Annotated in this window: 13 protein-coding genes; 8 read left to right on the plus strand and 5 right to left on the minus strand. The window is 51.9% G+C overall.

Features of this window, described 5'->3' with window-relative positions:
* Positions 1-185 precede the first annotated feature (185 nt).
* Positions 186-680 carry a hypothetical protein gene (locus EHT25_RS20695; RefSeq protein ID WP_124877018.1) on the plus strand — a complete coding sequence of 165 codons (495 nt, stop codon included), beginning with the start codon at positions 186-188 and terminating at the stop codon, positions 678-680.
* Positions 681-773: 93 nt separating this feature from the next.
* Here the strand turns inward: EHT25_RS20695 and EHT25_RS20700 are convergent, their stop codons facing one another.
* Positions 774-1781, minus strand: a complete 1008-nt coding sequence (locus tag EHT25_RS20700) for a YEATS-associated helix-containing protein (RefSeq protein ID WP_124877019.1) — start codon at positions 1779-1781, stop codon at positions 774-776.
* A gap of 104 nt (positions 1782-1885) precedes the next feature.
* Between EHT25_RS20700 and EHT25_RS20705 the strand changes: the two genes are divergently transcribed.
* From EHT25_RS20705 to EHT25_RS20735, 7 genes are all read left to right on the plus strand, one after another.
* A complete protein-coding gene (locus EHT25_RS20705; RefSeq protein WP_124877020.1) occupies positions 1886-2842 on the plus strand; it encodes a sugar phosphate isomerase/epimerase family protein in 957 nt (318 codons plus the stop codon).
* Between the two features lie 235 nt (positions 2843-3077).
* Entirely contained in the window at positions 3078-3767 is a 690-nt protein-coding gene (locus EHT25_RS20710) for a response regulator transcription factor (protein ID WP_124877021.1), read from the plus strand.
* A 1-nt stretch (position 3768) separates the two neighbouring features.
* On the plus strand, positions 3769-5136 hold the full coding sequence (locus EHT25_RS20715; RefSeq protein WP_124877022.1) for a sensor histidine kinase: 1368 nt from the start codon (positions 3769-3771) through the stop codon (positions 5134-5136).
* A gap of 219 nt (positions 5137-5355) precedes the next feature.
* Positions 5356-6609: a TolC family protein gene (locus EHT25_RS20720; RefSeq protein WP_124877023.1), complete on the plus strand. Its 1254-nt coding sequence runs from the start codon at positions 5356-5358 to the stop codon at positions 6607-6609.
* Between the two features lie 7 nt (positions 6610-6616).
* Complete coding sequence (locus EHT25_RS20725; protein WP_124877024.1) at positions 6617-7699, plus strand: efflux RND transporter periplasmic adaptor subunit; 1083 nt, start codon at positions 6617-6619, stop codon at positions 7697-7699.
* A 76-nt stretch (positions 7700-7775) separates the two neighbouring features.
* A complete protein-coding gene (locus EHT25_RS20730; protein WP_124877025.1) occupies positions 7776-10913 on the plus strand; it encodes an efflux RND transporter permease subunit in 3138 nt (1045 codons plus the stop codon).
* Between the two features lie 472 nt (positions 10914-11385).
* Positions 11386-12315: a methylenetetrahydrofolate reductase gene (locus tag EHT25_RS20735; protein ID WP_124877026.1), complete on the plus strand. Its 930-nt coding sequence runs from the start codon at positions 11386-11388 to the stop codon at positions 12313-12315.
* Positions 12316-12437: 122 nt separating this feature from the next.
* Here EHT25_RS20735 and EHT25_RS20740 read toward each other — a convergent pair whose 3' ends face one another.
* The 4 genes from EHT25_RS20740 to EHT25_RS20755 all read right to left on the minus strand — a co-directional run bounded on the left by EHT25_RS20740 (position 12438) and on the right by EHT25_RS20755 (position 19833).
* Positions 12438-13991, minus strand: coding sequence for a DUF8769 domain-containing protein (locus EHT25_RS20740; protein ID WP_124877027.1), 1554 nt, complete (start codon positions 13989-13991; stop codon positions 12438-12440).
* Positions 13992-14039: 48 nt separating this feature from the next.
* Positions 14040-16289: a DUF7133 domain-containing protein gene (locus EHT25_RS20745; protein WP_124877028.1), complete on the minus strand. Its 2250-nt coding sequence runs from the start codon at positions 16287-16289 to the stop codon at positions 14040-14042.
* A 13-nt stretch (positions 16290-16302) separates the two neighbouring features.
* Positions 16303-18309 carry an NPCBM/NEW2 domain-containing protein gene (locus EHT25_RS20750; RefSeq protein WP_124877029.1) on the minus strand — a complete coding sequence of 669 codons (2007 nt, stop codon included), beginning with the start codon at positions 18307-18309 and terminating at the stop codon, positions 16303-16305.
* Positions 18310-18450: 141 nt separating this feature from the next.
* A complete protein-coding gene (locus EHT25_RS20755; protein WP_124877030.1) occupies positions 18451-19833 on the minus strand; it encodes a 3-keto-disaccharide hydrolase in 1383 nt (460 codons plus the stop codon).
* Positions 19834-19862: the final 29 nt, after the last annotated feature.

Consider the following 19862-nt stretch of genomic DNA (forward strand, 5'->3'; position numbering starts at 1 on the left):
ATAGGATTATTTACTGTGATAACAGATGGCCCTTACGTTGCAAAAGGAAAAGCCACTCGAATGGCGAAATAGGACTGATATAGAAGACAGAAAGCCTGCATTCTAGACGGGATAATAACCGAAACTACATTCTTTATCATTAAATAGGAATATCACTTGAAAAGGCGCTTATAAAGCAGGAAGCAATGATAAAATTATTTTTTGGCCTGACAGCAATTCTCTACGTTGGCTACCGGTTTGTTCAAAATATGAGAACAAGATTTGGCACCAGCCGTTTTCTAATTCAGCTTAAACGAGATTCAGCAGTTAGTGAGTCGTATGCGGAATCGCTCGATATGACAGTTCTAAGGGTGAGTATCATACAACCCGACCTCGACAAGATTCTTGCGGATTATTTGATTGAGATCGCAAACAAGCGAAGAATTGGGGACTTTCTTATCGATTATGTTCAAAGACTTCCCAATGGAAATTATTTGTTTGTGACAACAACGGATTATGCGGAATCGATTAGGATTGGAAGGAGGGTTAATACGTCCGAAGTTTTTAATCTGAATTTCGTGCTTATAAAGGAATTGGATAAAAACCAGTATGTTGTCAAATCCGATCTGCACGCTGAATTAGCTGATAAAAACCTGAGATCAGATTTTGCAAAATCATTAGTGAATCTTATTCAAGGGTAGGTGTAAGTTTCTGTATTGAAATTAAATAAGGACCGTATTAAGTTCTACAAGTTGTGAAATCAAAACAGCAGGCGAATGAAATAAACGGTATTATTACCGTCCCCGAAACGTCTCCGGGATATTCGGCGCTACGGTAGGGTCGGCTAAATTGAGCTCCAGTTTCGTTCCGTCTTCGGTTTCGGCACCGATTGTAAAAGCGCCCCAACCGGTTTTTTCCAAAACCGCCCGGTTATTCCGGGCCACAACCTCCTCCGTATCCGGCACAAATGTATCGTGCAGGTGGAAAGTCACTGTACCGGTCAATGGATGTTGGTCCGGATCGGTGGAGACGACTTCCATCCGAATTGTATACCAGTCCTCATCGTCGTCAATGGGCACTACCGTGGCCTGTAACCGCTTGAAGTTAGTAACGTCTTTACCACCCCAAAGCCCCCGCTGCGGATCGTCGGGAAAAAGAACGGCTGACGGTGCGGTGCCTCGCATAATGCCCCCGCGACTGACTGTGGCAGGGGATGAAACCGCTTTTGCTGAGGATTTCCGGGCAGCGGAGGTTTCTTCAATCTTTTTCTTGACGGCCTGCAAGGTCACGCGATTTTTGATTGCTTTCTGTTGGGTTTCCGCTACTTTCTGATCCGTTTCCTTCACTTTCTGTTTGGTTTCTTTGACATCCGCTTTGGCTTCCTTCACTTCCTGCTTGGTTTCTTTCAGATCCTTTTTCAACTCCGTCATCAGCCGGTCGCTCACCGACGAAATAAACCGGGTCGACGAAATGGCCGCGATCGTACAAAAACTAAAAAAGACCAGGTAGTTCTTCACTTTCAAACTGATGGCTTCCGCGATTTTTTCGGCCGTCATGTCGCCGACCGGTTTTTCCGGAATGTGTTTCACCAGTTCGTCCAGGATTTTGCTTTGGGTCAGAAACAGAAAAACGGGCACAATCAGCGAAGCGCCCACACCAATCAGCACACATTTCCACCAGATCTTGGGCGGTTCGTCGTCGGAACCCGGCAGGAAACAGTTGACCAAACCACCCATTAAACCCGCCAGTGCCATGGCAGTCATAATGGTCAACAGGTCGGAAGAGAAAAAAAACGAATTCATTCGGCGGTTTTTAGGATAAGTCGCTGTAAAGTAATGAATAAGGGGCGATTTGAGTAGATCGAAGGCCGAAATTTCTTCTGGATACGTCTCAGATTCCATACGCTATGCCCTCTCTGCTTCAACGACGTGAACTCTTAAAAGGTCTGTTGGCAACGGGCCTGATTGGCTCGGCAGCCGAAACACCAGTTGCACTGGCACCGGCGGCTGATGTCAAGCCGTTTAGCATTCATATTTTTTCCAAACTGCTTCATTTCCTGAAGCCAGCCGAACTGGCCGCCGTGGCCGCTGACCTCGGATTTGATGGCGTCGATCTGACCGTGCGACCCGACGGCCACGTTGAACCGGCCACTGTCCGAACCGACTTGCCGAAAGTCGTTGAGGTTCTGAAAAAGCGGAATTTACAGGTATCGACGATCACGACCGCCATTACCAAAGCCGATGATCAGGCCCGAACCGTTCTGGAAACCGCTGCGCAGCAGGGAATCCGGTATTACCGTACGGGCTGGCTGGCGTATCCCAACGACGAGTCGCTCGCCGTTTCCCTCAAAAAATACAAAAATCAGCTCGGCGAATTGGCGAAGCTGAATCAGGAATTGAAAATGGTGGGAGCCTATCAAAACCATGCCGGAACCAATTTCGGCTCCGCCGTCTGGGACATGTACCGGGTGCTGCATGAGATCGATCATCCGGCTTTGGGCAGCCAATATGACATTCGCCATGCAACGGTTGAGGGCGGCACATCCTGGTCGACGGGCTTGCGGATGATTGCCCCGCACATCCGGTTTATTGCCATTAAAGACGTGATCTGGGAGAAAGTCGACGGAAAGTGGAAAGCCGAGAGTGTGCCGCTGGGGCAGGGAATGGTCGATTTCCCGGCCTATTTTGCGCTTCTGAAAAAATTAATGGTGCGGGTTCCCATTTCGCTGCACCTCGAATACCCGCTGGGGGGCGCCGATCAGGGCAAACGCGACATCACGATTCCCCGCGAAAAAATCTATCAGGCTATGCAAAGGGATTTGGAAACCTTACGCGGAATGCTGAAAAAGGCGGAAATTGCATAAAAAGAATTACATCTTCTGATAACTCATTCTCACCCTGACCAGTCGCTTGCGCCGGCAAACGAAAACCGTCGTGTGTTATCGTCTGGCCCCCCACACATTTTCGCTCCGATTGGCGAAAATTGATCGACGAATGAGCATCTTTACAAACATTAGAATACCCTTAGAAATACCGGTTCCTGAAACCGCTTTGGTAAATTATGACGTTATTTCTGCATCGTCCTGATTTCGAAGCCGTATGAAAACCATTCTGATCGTTGAAGATGACCGCCGGATTGCCCAGAACATCAGCCGGGGGTTAATGGAAGAAGGTTACCAGACCGAGGTGGCTTACGAAGGCTACAACGGCCGGGATCTGGCGCTGCGGCAACCGTTCGATCTGATCATTCTCGACATTAACCTGCCCGGTTTGAACGGTTACGAGGTCTGCCGGAACATCCGTGCCGAAAAACCGCAGGTGCCCATCATCATGCTGACGGCGCTGGGCGAAATTGAAGACAAGGTGGAAGGGTTGGAGCGCGGGGCAGACGATTATCTGGTAAAGCCGTTCGATTTCAGGGAGTTAAGCGCCCGAATTGCCACTTGTTTCCGACGCGCCGATCTGCTGGATAAAACCGTAGCCGACGAAGTGCTGCGGATTGCCAACCTCGAAGTCAACATTTCCACCAAGCAGGTAAAACGGGCGGACATCCCGATCGACCTGACTGCGCGCGAGTTTGCGCTGCTTGAATACCTTGTGCGGAACCGCGGGCGGGTGGTTTCCAAAATGGATCTGGCGGAGAAAGTCTGGAGCCTGAATTTTGATCCCGGTACGAACGTCGTGGAAGTGTATATCAATTACTTACGAAAAAAAATCGACCGGGATTTTGAGCCGAAACTGATTCACACCCGCGCCGGGATGGGCTATGTTTTAAAAGTAGAGTCGTAAGATGAAGATCAGAAACCGGATTGCACTTCAGTTTTCACTCATCGTCGCCACGATTCTCCTCGTATTTTCGGTGGTCATTTATTTTACGACGGCCACGTACAGCCGCGACGATTTCTACGATCGGCTGAAAAGTAAAGCGCTGACGACCGCCCGGTTTTTGATTCAGGTGAATGAAGTCGATCGCAACCTGCTGAAAATCATCGACCGGAACACCCTTACGGCGCTGTATGACGAAAAAGTACTGGTTTTTGATGAAAATAACCGGCTGATTTACGCCAGCGTTGACGATCATATCATTCATTATCAGCGAAGTTTGCTCAACGAAGTCCGCCAGTTGAAGGAAGTGGAAACCTGGAGCGACGACAACCAGCTGGCCGGTATTCTGTACGAAGAGGGGGGGCGGAAACTGGTCGTGCTGGCGTCGGCGAATGACCGGGTGGGCCGGAATAAACAGAAGAATCTCGGCATTACGCTCGTTTGGGGGTTATTGGGCGGCATCAGTGTGACGATTGGTCTGGGGATTTTCTTCGCCGGTCAATCGCTGGAACCCATTGACGATATCAACTCGCAGGTTTCGACCATTACGGCGCGGAACCTGCGGCTACGGCTCGATGAGGGCGACCGGCGCGACGAAATTGATCAGCTGGCGGTCAATTTCAATGCGGTTTTGGGACGGCTCGAACAGGCTTTTGAGCAACAGCGCAGCTTTGTTTCCCACGCTTCCCATGAACTCCGGACACCCCTGGCGGCTCTTAAATCCGAAATTCAGCTGGGGCTGCGCCGGCAACTGAAAACCGATGAGTATGAAGCGATTTTAACCAATCTTCTATCGGATACCGACCGGCTGATTGGCCTGACGAACAGTTTATTGTTTCTGGCCCGAACGCTCGAAAACATCAGCCAGATGCCGCTGGCTCCGGTGCAAATGGAAGAGGTGGTCTTATTTGCGCGGGATGAATTGCTGAGCGCGAAACCCGACTACCGGATTGAATTCGATTACGATAATATTCCGGATTCCGAAACTGAAACGACGGTTTCCGGCAATGAAGAACTACTGAAACGGGTGTTGCTCAACCTGATGGACAACGCCTGTAAATATTCCGCCGACCACACCGCCCGCGTCCGCATCCGGACCGACAACCGCTCGTGTTGGGTGAGCGTCCGCGATCAGGGGATCGGGATGACGCCGGAAGATGCCGTCCTGATTTTTGACCCGTTTTACCGCACCTCCAACGCCGTTGGGTACGACGGTTTTGGCATTGGGCTTTCCATTTGCCAGCGGATTCTCGAACTCCACCAGGGCCAGATTACGGTTGAAAGCCAACTGAACGAAGGCAGTCAGTTTACGATCCAACTGGCCCATTTGTAACAACCGATCAGGTGGCGATTGATTCGCATGGGAGAGGGAAATAAAACCGGGTTATGAAGTAATGCATTGAAATCCAATACGATATGAGCTGAATGTGATTGGGTTAGAAAACTTCTAAGTTTTTTTTAACTACTATTTAACCTTTTTCTAATTCGCTTTTAACCCACTTCTAACTTCTTTTGGCCAATCTTGCATTTCGAAATGTGCTAACCTTTTTTAATGCGCCTGATACTTTGTTTTTGGTTGACTTGCCTGCTTTCTTTCTCTGGTCAGGCACAGGATTCGTTACGGCTCAATCGACGACAGGCCGACAGCCTTTTTCTTAAAAATAACCTATTGCTGCTGGCCGGACGGTTCCGGATCGAAGCCGGACAGGCGCAAATCATTCAGGCCAATTTGTACGATAATCCCACGGCCTCGCTCGAAATAAGTGCTTACAATACGGAACAGCATCGGGCTTTGGACGTGGGGCGGCAGGGGCAGAAAATCATATCCGTTCAACAGCTTTTGTATACGGCCGGGAAACGCAACAAACGCGTCGCGCTGGCACAGGAAACGGCCCGGCTCAATGATTACGAATTCGCCGATTTGCTCCGGTCCCTGCGGTTTGAACTCCGAAGCCGGTTTTTTGACCTGTATTTCCAACAGGCGACGCTGGCCCGCTACGACCGCCAGATCACGACATTACAGGGAACTGTAACGGCTTTTGAACAGCAATACGACAAAAATAACGTATCGCTGCGCGAACTCCTGCGACTGAAAGCATTGCTGTTTCAACTCAACAACGACCGGCTGGAAATTCGGCTCAATCAGGCCGAAAACCAGCAGTTTTTGCGAACACTGTTGTCGGTCGATCAGCCGATTTTGCCGCAGGTCGACGAAGCGCAATTGCGGATATATCGCTTTCCGAACGAACCGGTTGATTCGCTTCGCAGCCGGGCGCTTCGGCACCGGGCCGACGTCCTTGCCAATCAATCACTGACGCGGCAATCGGAACTGAATTACACGTTGCAAAAAGCCCTGGCAACGCCGGATTTGCGGGTTGGCGGAACCTACGACCAGGCCGGGAGCTACGTTCCCAATTACCTCGGCGTTTCGGTGAGCATGGATTTGCCGTTTTTCAACCGGAATCAGGGGGCCATCAAAGCCGCCCGCAGCCAGATCGATTACCAGAAGCAGATCCAGAATCAGAAAACCGTTCAGGTTGGAAATGAGGTCATTGCAGCTTTGCAAAAAGTGCAGGAAGTGGAGCGGACGGTGCAGTCGGTCGAGTCGCGGTTTTCGGAACAATTTGAGCTGTTGAATCAGGGGTTGTTTACCAATTTCCAGAAACGAAATATTTCCCTGCTGGAATTTATCGACCTGATCGAAACCTACAACGAAAGCACGAAAGAACTGAACCGCCTGAAAGCTGACCGCATCGGTGCCTACGAAGAACTGAATTACGTGGTGGGAGAGGAATTATTTAATTAACGATCTAATGAAACAACTCGTTTGCTGCGTGCTGCTGGGAACACTCGGGCTGGCAACGGCCTGCCATCAAAAAGCAGAAGTAGAAGAGGCTAAGGCATTTATGATGTCCGACACGATGATGCATCGCATCCGGCTCGACACGGTTTTGCACCAGCCGGTTCGTTCCGAACTGACGCTGGTCGGGAAAGTGGCCGCCGACGAAAGCAAGGTCATCAAAGTGTTCCCACTGGTGGGTGGAGTCGTGGAGGAAGTAGACGTTGAACTGGGCGACTTTGTGAAAAAAGGCCAGCAACTGGCGATTATCCGGTCGGGCGAAGTGGCTGATTTTGAGCGGCAAATGATTCAGGCCCAATCGGATTTGCTGCTGGCGCAGAAAAACCTGAGCGTGGCCGAAGATCTTTTTGAAAGCAAGCTGAACTCCCAGCGCGAAGTGGTTGCGGCCCGCAAAGACGTGGAAACCGCTCAGGCCGAACTCAGCCGCGTGAAAGAGATTTTTCAGATTTATGGTCTGGGGAAAACCCCTACGTATACGGTTCGCGCGCCGATCGACGGTTTTGTAATCGAGAAAAACGTCAACCGGGACATGCAGCTTCGGTCCGACAACGCCGACAACCTGTTCACCGTCGGCCAGATCAGCGACGTTTGGGTATTGGCGAATGTCAACGAAAGCGACATCGGCCGGGTGAAAGCCGGGATGCCCGCGAGCGTTCAGACGCTGAGTTATCCCGACCAGCGGTTCAACGGAAAGGTCGATAAGATTTTCAGTGTCCTCGACCCCGGCACCAAAGCCATGACGATCCGGATTCGGCTGCAAAACGAAGGCATGAAGCTCAAACCGGAAATGCACGCAACGGTAGCGCTGCGGTTTGATGAGGGCGATCAAATGGCCACGGTGCCGTCCAACGCCGTTATTTTCGATAATTCGAAATACTACGTCATGGTTTTTCGCAGCCGTTCTGACATCGAAACGCGCCCGGTGCAGGTTCACAAATTTCTGGGGGACATCGCCTACATCAGCGCCGGTTTGAAACCGGGCGAACAAGTCATCTCGAAGAATCAGCTGCTGGTTTACGACGCACTTAACGATTAATGAGTGAATGAGTGAATAAAGCAAATGCGCCACCGGGGGCTTTATTCACTCATTTGCTCATTCACTCATTGACTCCATGAACAAATTCATTCGGAATATTGTCGGTTTTTCGCTTAAAAACCGGTTTTTCATTTTCTTCATGACCACGGCGCTGATCATTGCCGGGGTGGTCAGCTATTTGAATACCCCGCTCGAAGCGTTTCCTGACGTAACCAACACGCAGATCATCGTCGTGACGGAGTGGAATGGCCGGAGCGCCGAAGAAGTGGAGCGGTTTGTCACCGTGCCGATTGAAGTGGCCATGAATTCAGTGCAGCGGAAAACCAACGTTCGTTCGATCACGATGTTTGGGTTGTCGGTCATCAAAATCATTTTTGAAGACGATGTGGAAGACTTCTTCGCCCGGCAACAGGTGAATAACCAGCTCCGTACCGTCACGCTTCCCGAAACCGTCGAGCCGGATGTGCAGCCGCCTTACGGCCCGACGGGCGAAATTTTCCGGTTTACGCTCCAAAGCCAAACGCGCGACAGCCGCGAACTGCTGACGCTGCATAACTGGGTGATCGACCGGCAATTGCGATCCGTTCCCGGCGTGGCCGATGTGGTGGCTTTTGGCGGACAGGAAAAAATCTACGAAATCCGGGTGAATCCTACCCAATTGACCAAGTACGATTTAACCCCGCTGGAAGTTTACCAGGCTATCACGCGCAGTAACATCAACGTCGGGGGTGATGTCATTGAGCGCAACGGGCAGGCGTATGTTGTGCGGGGGGTGGGGCTGCTGACGTCAATTCCCGACATCGAAAACATCATCATTGAAGAACTCAACGGCAACCCGGTTTTGGTGCGCAATGTTGCCGAGGTGGCCGAATCGAGTCTGCCCCGGGTGGGCCAGGTGGGTTTGAACAACAACGACGACGTAGTGGAAGGCATCGTCGTGATGCGCAAAGGCGAGAATCCGAGCGAAATCCTGAAGCGGGTCAAGGACAAAATCGACGAGCTGAACACCCGGATTCTGCCCGCCGACACGAAAATGGTGACCTTCTACGACCGCGACAACCTCATCGCGTTCTGTACCCGCACCGTGATGCACAACCTGACCGAAGGCATTATCCTGGTGACGGTGATCGTCTTCATTTTCATGGCCGACTGGCGGACCACCATCATCGTTTCAATCATCATACCACTGGCCCTGCTGTTTGCGTTCATGTGTCTTCGATTGCGCGGGATGTCAGCCAATTTGCTGTCGATGGGCGCGGTCGATTTCGGAATTATCATCGACGGGGCGGTCGTGATGGTCGAAGGGGTTTTCGTAACGCTCGATCACCTGGCGCACAAAAAAGGCATGCCCGCGTTCAACCGCATGTCCAAACTCGGTTTGATCAAGAAAACCGGTGGCGATCTGGGGAAGGCGGTTTTCTTCTCCAAACTGATCATTATCACGGCTTTGCTGCCCATTTTTTCGTTCCAGAAAGTAGAAGGGAAAATGTTCTCCCCGCTGGCCTGGACGCTGGGTTTTGCCCTCTTGGGGGCCTTATTGTACACGCTTACGCTGGTGCCGGTTTTGTGTTCGATCCTGTTGCGGAAAAACGTTCGGGAGAAAAATAACGTCATCGTCCGGTTTTTTAATAATTCGGTTACTGCCGGGTTTGAATGGTGTTACGCGCATAAACGGCTGAGCTTTTTGCTGGCAACGGCTTTTTTAGGCGTTACTTTTTTCTCGGCCACTCTGCTCGGAACGGAATTTTTACCCCAACTGAACGAAGGCGCTTTGTGGGTAGAAGCCAAATTGCCGATGAGTTCGTCGCTGAGCGAAACGACCAAAATGGTGCGTGTGCTGCGTAAGAAGCTGATGGAATTTCCGGAAGTAAACGGTGTGTTGTCGCAAACCGGTCGTTCCAACGACGGGACGGATCCATCCGGTTTTTATTACGTGCAGATGCAGGTCAACCTGAAACCCAAGGATGACTGGCAGCGGAAGATTTCGACCGACGAGCTGATCGAGGAAATGGACGGCAAACTCAAACAGTTTCAGGGAATTAACTACAATTATTCGCAACCGATTATCGACAACGTGGCCGAAGCCGTGGCCGGGATGAATGCGTCCAATGCCGTCAAGATTTTCGGTGAAGACCTCAACCAGCTCAACGGTCTGGCCAACGAAGTGATTGCCGCTATCAAGGATGTGCCGGGTATCAAAGACGTCGGTATTCTGCGGAACATCGGTCAGCCCGAAATCAGCGTGTTATTTCACGACCATAAAATGGCGTTATATGGCGTTTCAACCGCTGACGCCCAGGCTGTTATCGAGATGGCGATTGGTGGAAAAACCGCTTCCATTCTCTACGAAGGTGAACGCCGGTTCGACATTCGGTTGCGGTACGCCGAGAATTACCGGAAGACGGAAGACGACATCATGCGACTCATGGTGCCGACGATGCACGGCAGTAAAATCCCGCTCAGCGAAATTGCGACCCTGCGCAAAACCACCGGCCCGGCCTTCATTTACCGCGACCTGAACAAGCGGTTTATTGGCGTCAAATTCTCGGTTCGGGAGCGTGATTTGGGCAGCACGATTGCCGAAGCCCAGCACAAAGTGGAGCAGAAACTGAAAAAACTACCCAAGGGCTATTCCATCAACTGGACCGGCGAATTTGAGAATCAGGTTCGGGCCACCCAGCGGCTCGGGCAGGTGGTTCCGCTGAGTCTGGCGGCTATTTTCGTCATTCTGTTTATTACGTTTGGCAATCCGAAAGACGCCGGCCTGGTGCTGCTGAACGTGCCATTTGCGCTTATGGGCGGAATTCTGGCGCTGCATGTGACCGGCATCAACTTCGGGATTTCGGCGGGCGTCGGGTTTATCGCCCTGTTTGGCATCTGCGTCCAGAACGGAGTGATTCTCGTGTCGGTTTTCAACCAGAACCGGGCCGACCGGCAACCCCTCGATGAGGCCATTCGGGAGGGTGTTCGGAGTCGGATTCGTCCGGTGGTCATGACCGCCCTGATGGCTGCCATTGGCTTGCTGCCCGCAGCCGTCTCGACGGGCATTGGTTCCGAAACCCAAAAACCGCTCGCAGTGGTTGTCATTGGCGGTTTGATCACGGCCACAATCCTGACCCTGCTCATTTTCCCGATTCTGTACCGGTATTTCTACCGTAAAGCCGAATCCGAAGCGAAGCCCTGGCGTCGCCAGCCGCAGGTGCTGGAAGGTTAGCGAGCCTCATTTTTCAGATTAGTCCGAAACAACGCGGACGTTGCGATTTTCGATTCCTTTTTAGGGCAAAATCTCGACGTCCGCGTTCGTTTTACCCCTCAACTTGTAAACTCCCGTAAGTACGGTTGTTGATTGAATCCCCCAAAATGGGTAAATACTGATGGCGGGTTTGCCATTTCGCGATAAAAGACCGGTTTTATTGTTCAGTATACCTATTTTTTCCGGCTTACTCGTCACCGAAAGCAGGAGTGAGTCGGAAAAATAAACGTTCTTTGTTCCGGTGGCTTGGTATTTAGTAAGTTCGCAGGAAAAACGCCCGGTTTTCCTTTTTTGCCCGGCTGACCGAGATCTCTTTCCGGTGCGTAAAGAAGCGATTGAATGGCAAACCTTCGCGAACCTGAAGGTGAATGATTCAACTAGTTCGTAACAATAAAACCGATGAAGAAGCTGATGGCTTCATTGTAGTACCAGTATGTTTCTAGATAAGATTAAATCCGGAGAATCAGGCGTACTGCTTTACGGCATTACTCCTCCCAAAGCCGGAACTCCTCCCGAACGCATTGCAGAAATTGCGGGAAAAACGATGGAGCGCCTGTCGGCCCTGGATATCGATGCCCTGGTGGTCTATGATGTGCAGGATGAGTCGGCGCGGACAACCGAAGAACGCCCTTTTCCATTTATCAATGCGCTGGACCCGTTTGTGTATGCTTCCGGTTATTTGAGTGCGCTGACTGTCCCGAAAATAATCTACCGACCGGCCGGCAAATTTTCGGCCGTGGAGTTATCCGACTGGCTGGAAGAATTGCACGAAAACCGGTTCTACCCGGTTTTTGTCGGCGTTCCGGCGCCGGATTATCCGGTAAAGACCAGCCTTCCGGAGGCATACAAGATCTGGAGTAAGCACCAGGATTCTTCCGTTATCGGTGCGGTAACCATTCCTGAACGGCATAAATTGCTGAACGATGAAGATGTCAGAATGCTGGATAAGATGAGCTGTGGGGTATCTTACTTCATTTCGCAATGTGTTTTCAATCTGGACTACGCCAGGCAGGTGATCGACGATTTGGCCCAGAGTTGTAACCGGCAACAGGTCTCCCCCCCGACGATCATTTTCACGATTACCGCCTGTGGATCGGCCAAAACACTGCAGTTTATGGAGTGGTTGGGAATTCACGTGCCGGATGAGTTGAAGGAGGAGCTAAAAAAGTCGGACGATATTCTTGAAAAATCGGTCAGGGTAGTTCTGGATATAGCCTCTGAATTGACGGCCTATTGCCTGGAACGCGCCATCCCCTTCGGCTTCAACATCGAAAGCGTCGCGATTCGGAAAGTCGAAATCGAAGCTTCGATCGATATCGCGAATGGGATTGGTCAAATGTTGAAAGAGAAAGGATTACGGTAATCCATGGCTTGCAGCAACCGATCACACCGAAACTGCAACGGGGCTGGTTTCGACTGGCGGCAAGGACGGTGAATTCAGCTGTAAACGAAGTTCTGGTTATCTAATCATCAATCGGTGGTCGGTCAATAGAAATAAGCCGGTGTGATCTCGAGTAAAGGCATTGTGGAATCCCAGGTTTGCGGTATTTCAAAAACGACTTTGATGATGGTCGGATAGGCTTCGGCAATCGCTACATCCTTTTCCAGCTGTTTCGGATCGACCGGTTCCGTAGCTATTCGTTTCAGGGCGGTTTTGATGGTCAGCTTCATGGATGAAAGCGCCCATGATGAATCAGAAAAGGCGTTCGTCGTTGCGTTGGGCGCATACACGAACAAGTTTAAGATTGTGGCTTTGGCATCGGCGCGGTATAGGCTCATGGTGGTTTTACTGACGCTGACGTTCGTCGTTCCATCGCCGGGAACGACCAGCCAGCCGATGTCGCCGTCGGCGGTTTTCCAATGAATGGTACCGGTTTTTACCTGATTCCAGGAACGCCGAATCCCCCGGACACCGCCCATCATCCAATCCCGGTTGATCATCGCCGTCACCTGCTTGATGCTGTCACCGGCGTACGTGTTGGGTACTTTTCGGCTGATGAACCGGGGGGTTGTAAAACGCTTTATGGCGGCTATATCGGATTTCGGAATCGACAGCCCCAGGTTGAAAATAGGGGCGAGGTTGCTCATTTCGCCGTATTTCGGCGCGTCGGTGGTGGATGGAATGGGAGCCTGTTTTTCGTTATCAACCACCAGCGCCATCCAGATTCCCATGATGGACAGATACTTTCGCATGTCCATGCCGTAGCCCCGGAAATACGGCCCCGGCATGTTTTTGAGGTTCGCATTGTAGAATGTAGCGGCTTCATGCCAGAATTCCCGTTCGAGGGTTTGGCCCATCTGCCGCATGTCGGACGAAAAGGCCAGTTCGCGCCATAACGCAATCGCAACCAGCGTAACACCGTAGTAAGTCGGTGAGTTGTATTCGCTGAACGTGTGGTGCCGCTGGTACAGATTGAAAACGTCGTGCGCTTTTTTGATACCTGCCTGCTTCAGTTCATCAATCTTGAATTCGGTGCCGACGTACTCCATCAAAAAAGAACTCATCATCGAAATGTTGGTGTAATCGGCCCCGACGTTGCGTTTGAGGGCGCCCTTTGCCGCGTGAATCAGACCCGATTCGATGTCTTTTACGATTTCTTTTGGCAGCAAGTGACCGAAATTTTTACGGATAATAATCAGATCGCTCCCAATAAATTCCCGCCAGTTCTGGTCAAATTTGTCCGCGTCGATGGACGTTTTCCAGATGCCGTAAATCTTCGTATTGGGGTCCTGGTGCTGGTTTTTCAGAATCCAGCTCAGAATGTCAGCGGCTTTTTCCTTATCCCCGGTTTTATTGCGGAACAAAAGGGCTTCGGCCAGCCGGGTTTTGGTTCGTAAACTGGTCGTATTGGTCAGCACATCGGCGACGGATCTGCCCGCCGGGATTTCATCGGCCAGGAAATCTTCCAACAGCCCTTTCTGGTAAGTCGACAGCGTTTCGTAGGTGTATTTTTTTGAAAAAACCGCTTCCGTCTGGGCCGCTATGTTGCCCGCATACACGATAAAAAGGACGAAGAGCAACAGACTGCTGTTTTTCATGAGTTTGGTTCGTTTAGTTGGCCGCGATCCGGGCCGAACACCGGTTCATCAGTTATCAAAATCCGACTCCAGCAATTGTTTTTCGGTAAACGCCCCACTGCCTTCGGGCTTTTTGCTTCTCATTTTTTTCACGTCTTCGGCCGAAATACCTTTCCCAACTTTGGCAAAGGCATTCTGCGTAAAGCGAATGATGTCGGCAATGTCCTGGTCGCTGACGTCCTTGTTGTTGATCAGCGCGGGCATTTCGTTGTTGAGCTGGTACAATTTTCCGTCGACATGAATCGGGCCGCTGACTCCGTGCAGGATCATGGCCGCCAGTCGCTTGAGCGAGCCATCGATGTATTCGGAGCCTTTGAGGGGGGGCGCCAGCTCCGGAATCCCCTTGCCGTCGGCCCCGTGGCAGGTCGCGCAAATGCTTCGGAAGAGTTTTAATCCTTTGGTCCGGTTATCCACGGCGTTTTTTTCGACCACATAAATCGGATTCATTTCGTTCTTCTGCCGCTTGCCGATGGTCTGGGTTAAGTTGTTCTTCAGCAAATCGGTCGGATTCATCGACGCCAGATACTGTTCTTCTTTTCCAGCCAGTGCGCTGGTAATTCCCTCCTGCACAACCGGTTGTGTGGCGTATTTTTTCTCGATGATTGACAGAACGGGCAGGAACGCAGCGTCCGACAGCTTCAGCCAGGCATTCAGCGACATCGCCAGATAGAGATCGATCGTTTCACTGTTCTGCGCCATCAGATTCGTACAGATCGACTTCATTTTAGGAACCCGCTCCCGGGTGGCAAACCGCTCCAGGAGTCCTACCGCGTGGGCAATGGTTTCGGGTTGTTTCGACTGGGCGATGATGCTGCTCAGGTTTTCAAATGTCAGGGCATTGAGCCCTTCGAGTACGTACAATGCGTGAATCGCCGTCAGGAACTCATTTCCGGTTTTGGCCAACGCAACCAATTGGGGAACCAACGACAACTCATTCTTTTGAATCAGCAATTGCTGCGAAAGGTCTCGCAACCAGCCGTTGGGGTGACTCAGCAAAGCCAGCAGTTCGTTGCCGGTCGCTTTCGACAGATCAGGTACCGGATTCGGTTTTGTGGCAGTGCTGGTCACTTTTAAAATGCGCCCGGCGTTTTGCAGGGTATCCAGTTTTTTAGTGCCCAACTGCTCGGTGAGGTATTGCGAAATATAGGCCTTGTGCTGAATAATGCCCCGGTGCATATCGACAATATACATCGCGCCATCGGGTCCATTGAACAGATTGACCGGGCGAAACCCTTCGTCGGTGGACGCAATAAATTCTTTGCCCTCTACAGCCTGCCGGGCGCTCGTTTGCAGTCCCTTGAAATCCAGAATATTTCGCTTGATCAGGTTGGCTTCGGGGACGCAGACAAACGCATTCAGATCATACGGTTTTGGGAAAACGCCACCGCGATACACCAACGGTCCGCAAGCTGCCGTAACGTCTTTCAAATAGCCTTTTTCGTCCAGGACACCCGGCTGATAGCCCCGATTGACGGACGTTTGATGGATCGGAAACACCCGGTTACTGGCCAACCGCTGGTGCTCGGCGATGGTGGGTTTGAAATAGTTATTTCGGATGGCCTTATTGGGCAACACATAATCGCCCTGTAAGTTGGTTGAATTGGTATTGTAATAGAGCCGCCCGAAATTGTCTTTTGTGATTCCCCATTGCCCCCGGGGCGAGGTGGGTTCTTTCCGCCATTTTCCGTTTTTGAGCTGATACCGGAAATGGTAATTGGCATTGTAAATCCAGTTGTCGATGTTCATCATCAGGCCGTTGGACGAGTGTTCGACGTTGCCGCCTTCTGCATAAACCGGATCAACCAGGGTTTTCCTGCCCGGTTTGTCGTTTACGATCTCAACAAACCAGAGTTTGGGACCATCCACATACAACAGTCCGCCGTAGACATGCGCCAGTGCTCGGGGCAGAACGAGTTGATCCAAAAAGACTTTCGACTGATCCACCACGCCGTCTTTGTTGCGGTCTTCCAGAATCGTGATGCGGCCGTTCAGTTCGTCCTCGCCGATGCCTTCGAGGTTGGGCATATAGCCAATCATCTCGACGACCCACATTCGGCCTTTGCTGTCAAAGTCCAGGGTTACGGGCGCTTTCAGAAACGGCTCAGAAGCAATCAAATTCAATTTAAAACCGTCTTCTACGACATAATCGGTCGGCGAAAAGCGGGGACCATCCGAAGAAATAAACCGGAACCCCGCCAGGAAGGCCGAAAACGCGAAGAAAAAGGTAACTGCTCGTTTGACTGGTCTTTTTGTCGTCATACGTGTTGTCGATTTATTTTTCCGGAAACATCCGCAGCAGCACAACACCGTGGTGACGAATGGCGGTATGGAATGTCCCGGTATAGGGACCCAGGTTTTTTTGCCGCCATACATCCCGAAGTGCATAGCGGTTTTTCAGATGAACCTTCGTGAAATCAAAAGTGAACGATGTGGCGGTTTCGTCGCCCCAGCGGAAATACGATTGGGGCGTTTTGCCGAAATTACCCACGTTGAAAAGCCCAACGGCGTACGATCCATCTTCCAGCGGTTTTAGCCAGACCTGAATACCGTCCGTTTCCTGCACCAGCCGGGCCGATTTGCCCAGTGGGTCCTGATTGATGGCGATAACTTCGTCGTTGGTGAGCAAATTCAGGGTGAAAGCATCCAGTTGCTCAATGGGGCAGCCGATGAGCAAGGGGGCCGCCAGCAGGCTGAACAAACTCACATGGCTGTATTGTTCGTCGGGCGTCAGGCGGGTGGGGTGTATTTCGGAGCCGGTTGTGACGTTGCCGACAATCATCATGTCGGGGTCGTTCCAGTGGCCGGGGCCTCCATACGGCGCCCATTTGTCGAGCGTAAAAGCCGATACGAACAGGCTATTCCAGCTATCGCGGATGTCGGGGCCGGTTCGGTAGCTGTTGGTCAGCCGAACCCAGTCTGTGACGCTCGCGAAAGGAGCCGAATTGGAAATGCTGTAGTGAATATCCCGGCCTGATTGCTTCAGGGCAGCCGACATCCGCTCTGCCGATGGGACTTCAATGCGCCAGTCGTATTTGAGGTAGTCGATGCCCCATTCGGCAAACTGACGGGCGTCGTTGGTTTCAAACCGGTAGTTGCCCACGTACCGAAAGGCCCGTTTATTGGCGACAATGGAATCCGTCAGGTGGCCATCTGCAAAATCCGACGAACCGCCGGTGTACCCCGCGTAACTGGTGATCATGGGCGTGGAGTAAATCCCCGCTTTCAGGCCCAGCGCGTGAATGTAATCCACCATCTCCTTGAACCGGGGAAATTTCGCGTTCGGCTGAATGGCGTTGAACGGACCTCCGCGCTTGCCCTGCCAGGCGTCGTCGATGTTGATGTAGCTCCAGCCGTGGTCGCTCAACCCCATCCTGACCATCGCATCAGCCGAAGCCATCACCTTTCCCTGATCGATGTTGCGTGCCCAGGAGTTCCAGCCGTTCCACCCGATGGGTGGGGTCAGGGAAATGGTATCTCCAATGTTGATTTTCAGCATTTTCGTTGCTTCTCCCAGCGCGTTTTTGGCGTGTAAGGTCACCGGATACGTGCCCCGTTTAGCCACCTGGCCGGTAATGATGCCGGTTTTTGCGTCGAGCGACAGACCGGCCGGCAAACCGTTCACCGCAAACGACATCGGGCGTTCGCCGGAAGCCGCAATAGTATACAGAACCGGGTTATGAGGTGTGGCACCCACGACGCCGGGCGAATTGATGCGGGGTGTCTGGGGCGCGGAAGGCGTCAGAATGTAGCGTTCATCCGTGTTTGGAATGGTCTTTGGCTGGTGATTATCGAGCATCACGAACTGCGCATCCGCCCAATTGGAGTATACTTTGGTCAGACCTTCGTCGACCACTCGCACCAGCAATCCCAATCGTTTAATGCCCGTCAGGTCTACGGAAACCGGTTGGGCAACATCACCCCGGCGCATTACCCGGCTTTCGAACAGGATGTTGCGGTCGCCGATAACGTAGAAAACGTGGGGCAGGTTTTTCTGTCCCTGATCATCGACTCCGACCAGCGCACTGAAGGTTTTGGCGTGTCCGTCCAGCCAAAACGCCAGAATGCTCGTTGAGTTGACCCCAACACCGTGGCGGTAATACGAGCCGCCGATCCGCATCGAATCGCCCGCAGCATTGGTTTTCCCCAACACCGCCGGAATGCCTTCCGAAAAGGATTTAATGGCCAGTTCGTCCAGCCAGACCGCGCGGGTTGACTGGGCAAAGGCGGTTCGGCCGAAGAGGAACAGACCTAACCAAAGAAACGTTTGTGGTAATGTCATTCGCAGAGGATGTCAAAGCATGCCAAAACCGCTCGTTCCGTAAACCATTCGGTTACGAGCTTTTTCATAGCATCCTGGTGACGGAAGGTGATGAAACTTTTCGAATCCAGACGGTTTAGTTCGACCGATATAAAACCGCCTTCAAAACTCCCGGATTTTCAGGCTCCGAAACTGCACTTCGTCGCCGTGGTCCTGCAACAGGATGTGCCCGGCCGGAGCTTGTGCAAAATTCGGATAGGTGTTGTACTTGCTCTTGGCGATCAGATTCCTGAAAATCTGCGAATAGCGGTCGTACTCCACCATTTTGAGGTTGTTGAGCCAATGCTCGACGTGGCCGCCCTGTACGACAATCCGCAGGCGATTCCATTGGCCCGGAGGCCGCATCCGTTTGTCCGTACTGCCTTCCGAAAGGTTTTCGGCCGTGATCAGGTCGTAGAGCGAAGCCGTCGTGCGGTTTCCATTTACGCCCGCTTTGGCATCCGGATGAACCTTGTCGTCCAGAATCTGAAACTCCGGCCCGGCACCCGTCCCCGGGCGTTTTTTGGGATCATCGACCACGACGTATTTTACCCCACTATTGGCCCCCGTTGTCAGTTTGAAGTCCAATTCCAGCTCAAAATTAGCGAACTCCTGAACGGTTTCCAGATCACCCCCTTTGCGCAGGCTGTCTTTTTTAGAACCCAATACTTTCAGAACGCCATCCTGCATGGCCCAGCCCGCCGTCGGAAAATGGTCGGCATTCGCCAGTTTCCAACCGGCAGAGGTTTTGCCATCCCAGAGCAATCGCCAGCCCAGCCGCTTTTCACGATCGGTCAACAGATTGGGCAAGTAGCTTACCTCCTGGACCTCGTCCCCTCCTTTCCAGAGGGCCTCGGTGAGGTTTTCGGTCGCGATCCGGATGTTGCGCCACTGCACCGTCAGGCCGTTTTGCTCTTCCCGTTTGATCTGATGAACCTGTAGCGCAATGATGCCGCGAGCCGTTTGGGCATCCCAGACATCGGCGCAGGGAATGCCATTGATCCAGGTTTTGAAATGCGGGCCGATGGCTTCGATGTGGTAGGTGTTCCACTGCCCGTTTTTAAACGCTTTTTGTCCTTTCGGATTGATTGACAACGGATACAGCCAGCCGCTCCGGGCTTCGTCGTAAATGCCGCCACTCCAGGCGCGGTCGCCGGGGTCGATTTCTACCTGGTAGCCGTACACGCGCCCGTTCATGACGGCGGGATCGCTGAGGCTGCGGATCTGAATACCAGAGTTCAAACCGGGGTCGACTTTTACCTCCATTTCCAGCACAAAATCGCCGTAGGTTTCCTCGGTGCAGAGGAACGAGTTGGGCGTCTTGAGCTGGGAAATGCCCACAATGGCTTTGTTGACGATTTTATACTCGGCGTTTCCGTTGCGCTTTACCCAGCCTTTCAAATCGGAACCGTTAAAAAGAACTTTCCAGTTGGCCTGTCCAAACGATGGTAGAGTAGCCGGAAATAATAGGAAGAGTAGGAGGTAGGTTTTCTGCTTAATCTGCATAAAAGTTCACTTTTATCATTGAGCGATTG

It is taken from the genome of Larkinella rosea (assembly GCF_003858635.1).
In the GTDB taxonomy this organism is placed as follows: domain Bacteria; phylum Bacteroidota; class Bacteroidia; order Cytophagales; family Spirosomataceae; genus Larkinella; species Larkinella rosea.

What these genes read in the sequence shown, in the direction of transcription:
- EHT25_RS20725 (WP_124877024.1), top strand. Translation starts at nt 6,617, where the DNA reads ATGAAACAACTCGTTTGCTGCGTGCTGCTGGGAACACTCGGGCTGGCA.
- EHT25_RS20715 (WP_124877022.1), top strand. Translation starts at nt 3,769, where the DNA reads ATGAAGATCAGAAACCGGATTGCACTTCAGTTTTCACTCATCGTCGCC.
- EHT25_RS20735 (WP_124877026.1), top strand. Translation starts at nt 11,386, where the DNA reads ATGTTTCTAGATAAGATTAAATCCGGAGAATCAGGCGTACTGCTTTAC.
- EHT25_RS20730 (WP_124877025.1), top strand. Translation starts at nt 7,776, where the DNA reads ATGAACAAATTCATTCGGAATATTGTCGGTTTTTCGCTTAAAAACCGG.
- EHT25_RS20750 (WP_124877029.1), bottom strand. Translation starts at nt 18,309, where the DNA reads ATGACATTACCACAAACGTTTCTTTGGTTAGGTCTGTTCCTCTTCGGC.
- EHT25_RS20745 (WP_124877028.1), bottom strand. Translation starts at nt 16,289, where the DNA reads ATGACGACAAAAAGACCAGTCAAACGAGCAGTTACCTTTTTCTTCGCG.
- EHT25_RS20705 (WP_124877020.1), top strand. Translation starts at nt 1,886, where the DNA reads ATGCCCTCTCTGCTTCAACGACGTGAACTCTTAAAAGGTCTGTTGGCA.
- EHT25_RS20700 (WP_124877019.1), bottom strand. Translation starts at nt 1,781, where the DNA reads ATGAATTCGTTTTTTTTCTCTTCCGACCTGTTGACCATTATGACTGCC.
- EHT25_RS20740 (WP_124877027.1), bottom strand. Translation starts at nt 13,991, where the DNA reads ATGAAAAACAGCAGTCTGTTGCTCTTCGTCCTTTTTATCGTGTATGCG.
- EHT25_RS20720 (WP_124877023.1), top strand. Translation starts at nt 5,356, where the DNA reads ATGCGCCTGATACTTTGTTTTTGGTTGACTTGCCTGCTTTCTTTCTCT.
- EHT25_RS20755 (WP_124877030.1), bottom strand. Translation starts at nt 19,833, where the DNA reads ATGCAGATTAAGCAGAAAACCTACCTCCTACTCTTCCTATTATTTCCG.
- EHT25_RS20695 (WP_124877018.1), top strand. Translation starts at nt 186, where the DNA reads ATGATAAAATTATTTTTTGGCCTGACAGCAATTCTCTACGTTGGCTAC.
- EHT25_RS20710 (WP_124877021.1), top strand. Translation starts at nt 3,078, where the DNA reads ATGAAAACCATTCTGATCGTTGAAGATGACCGCCGGATTGCCCAGAAC.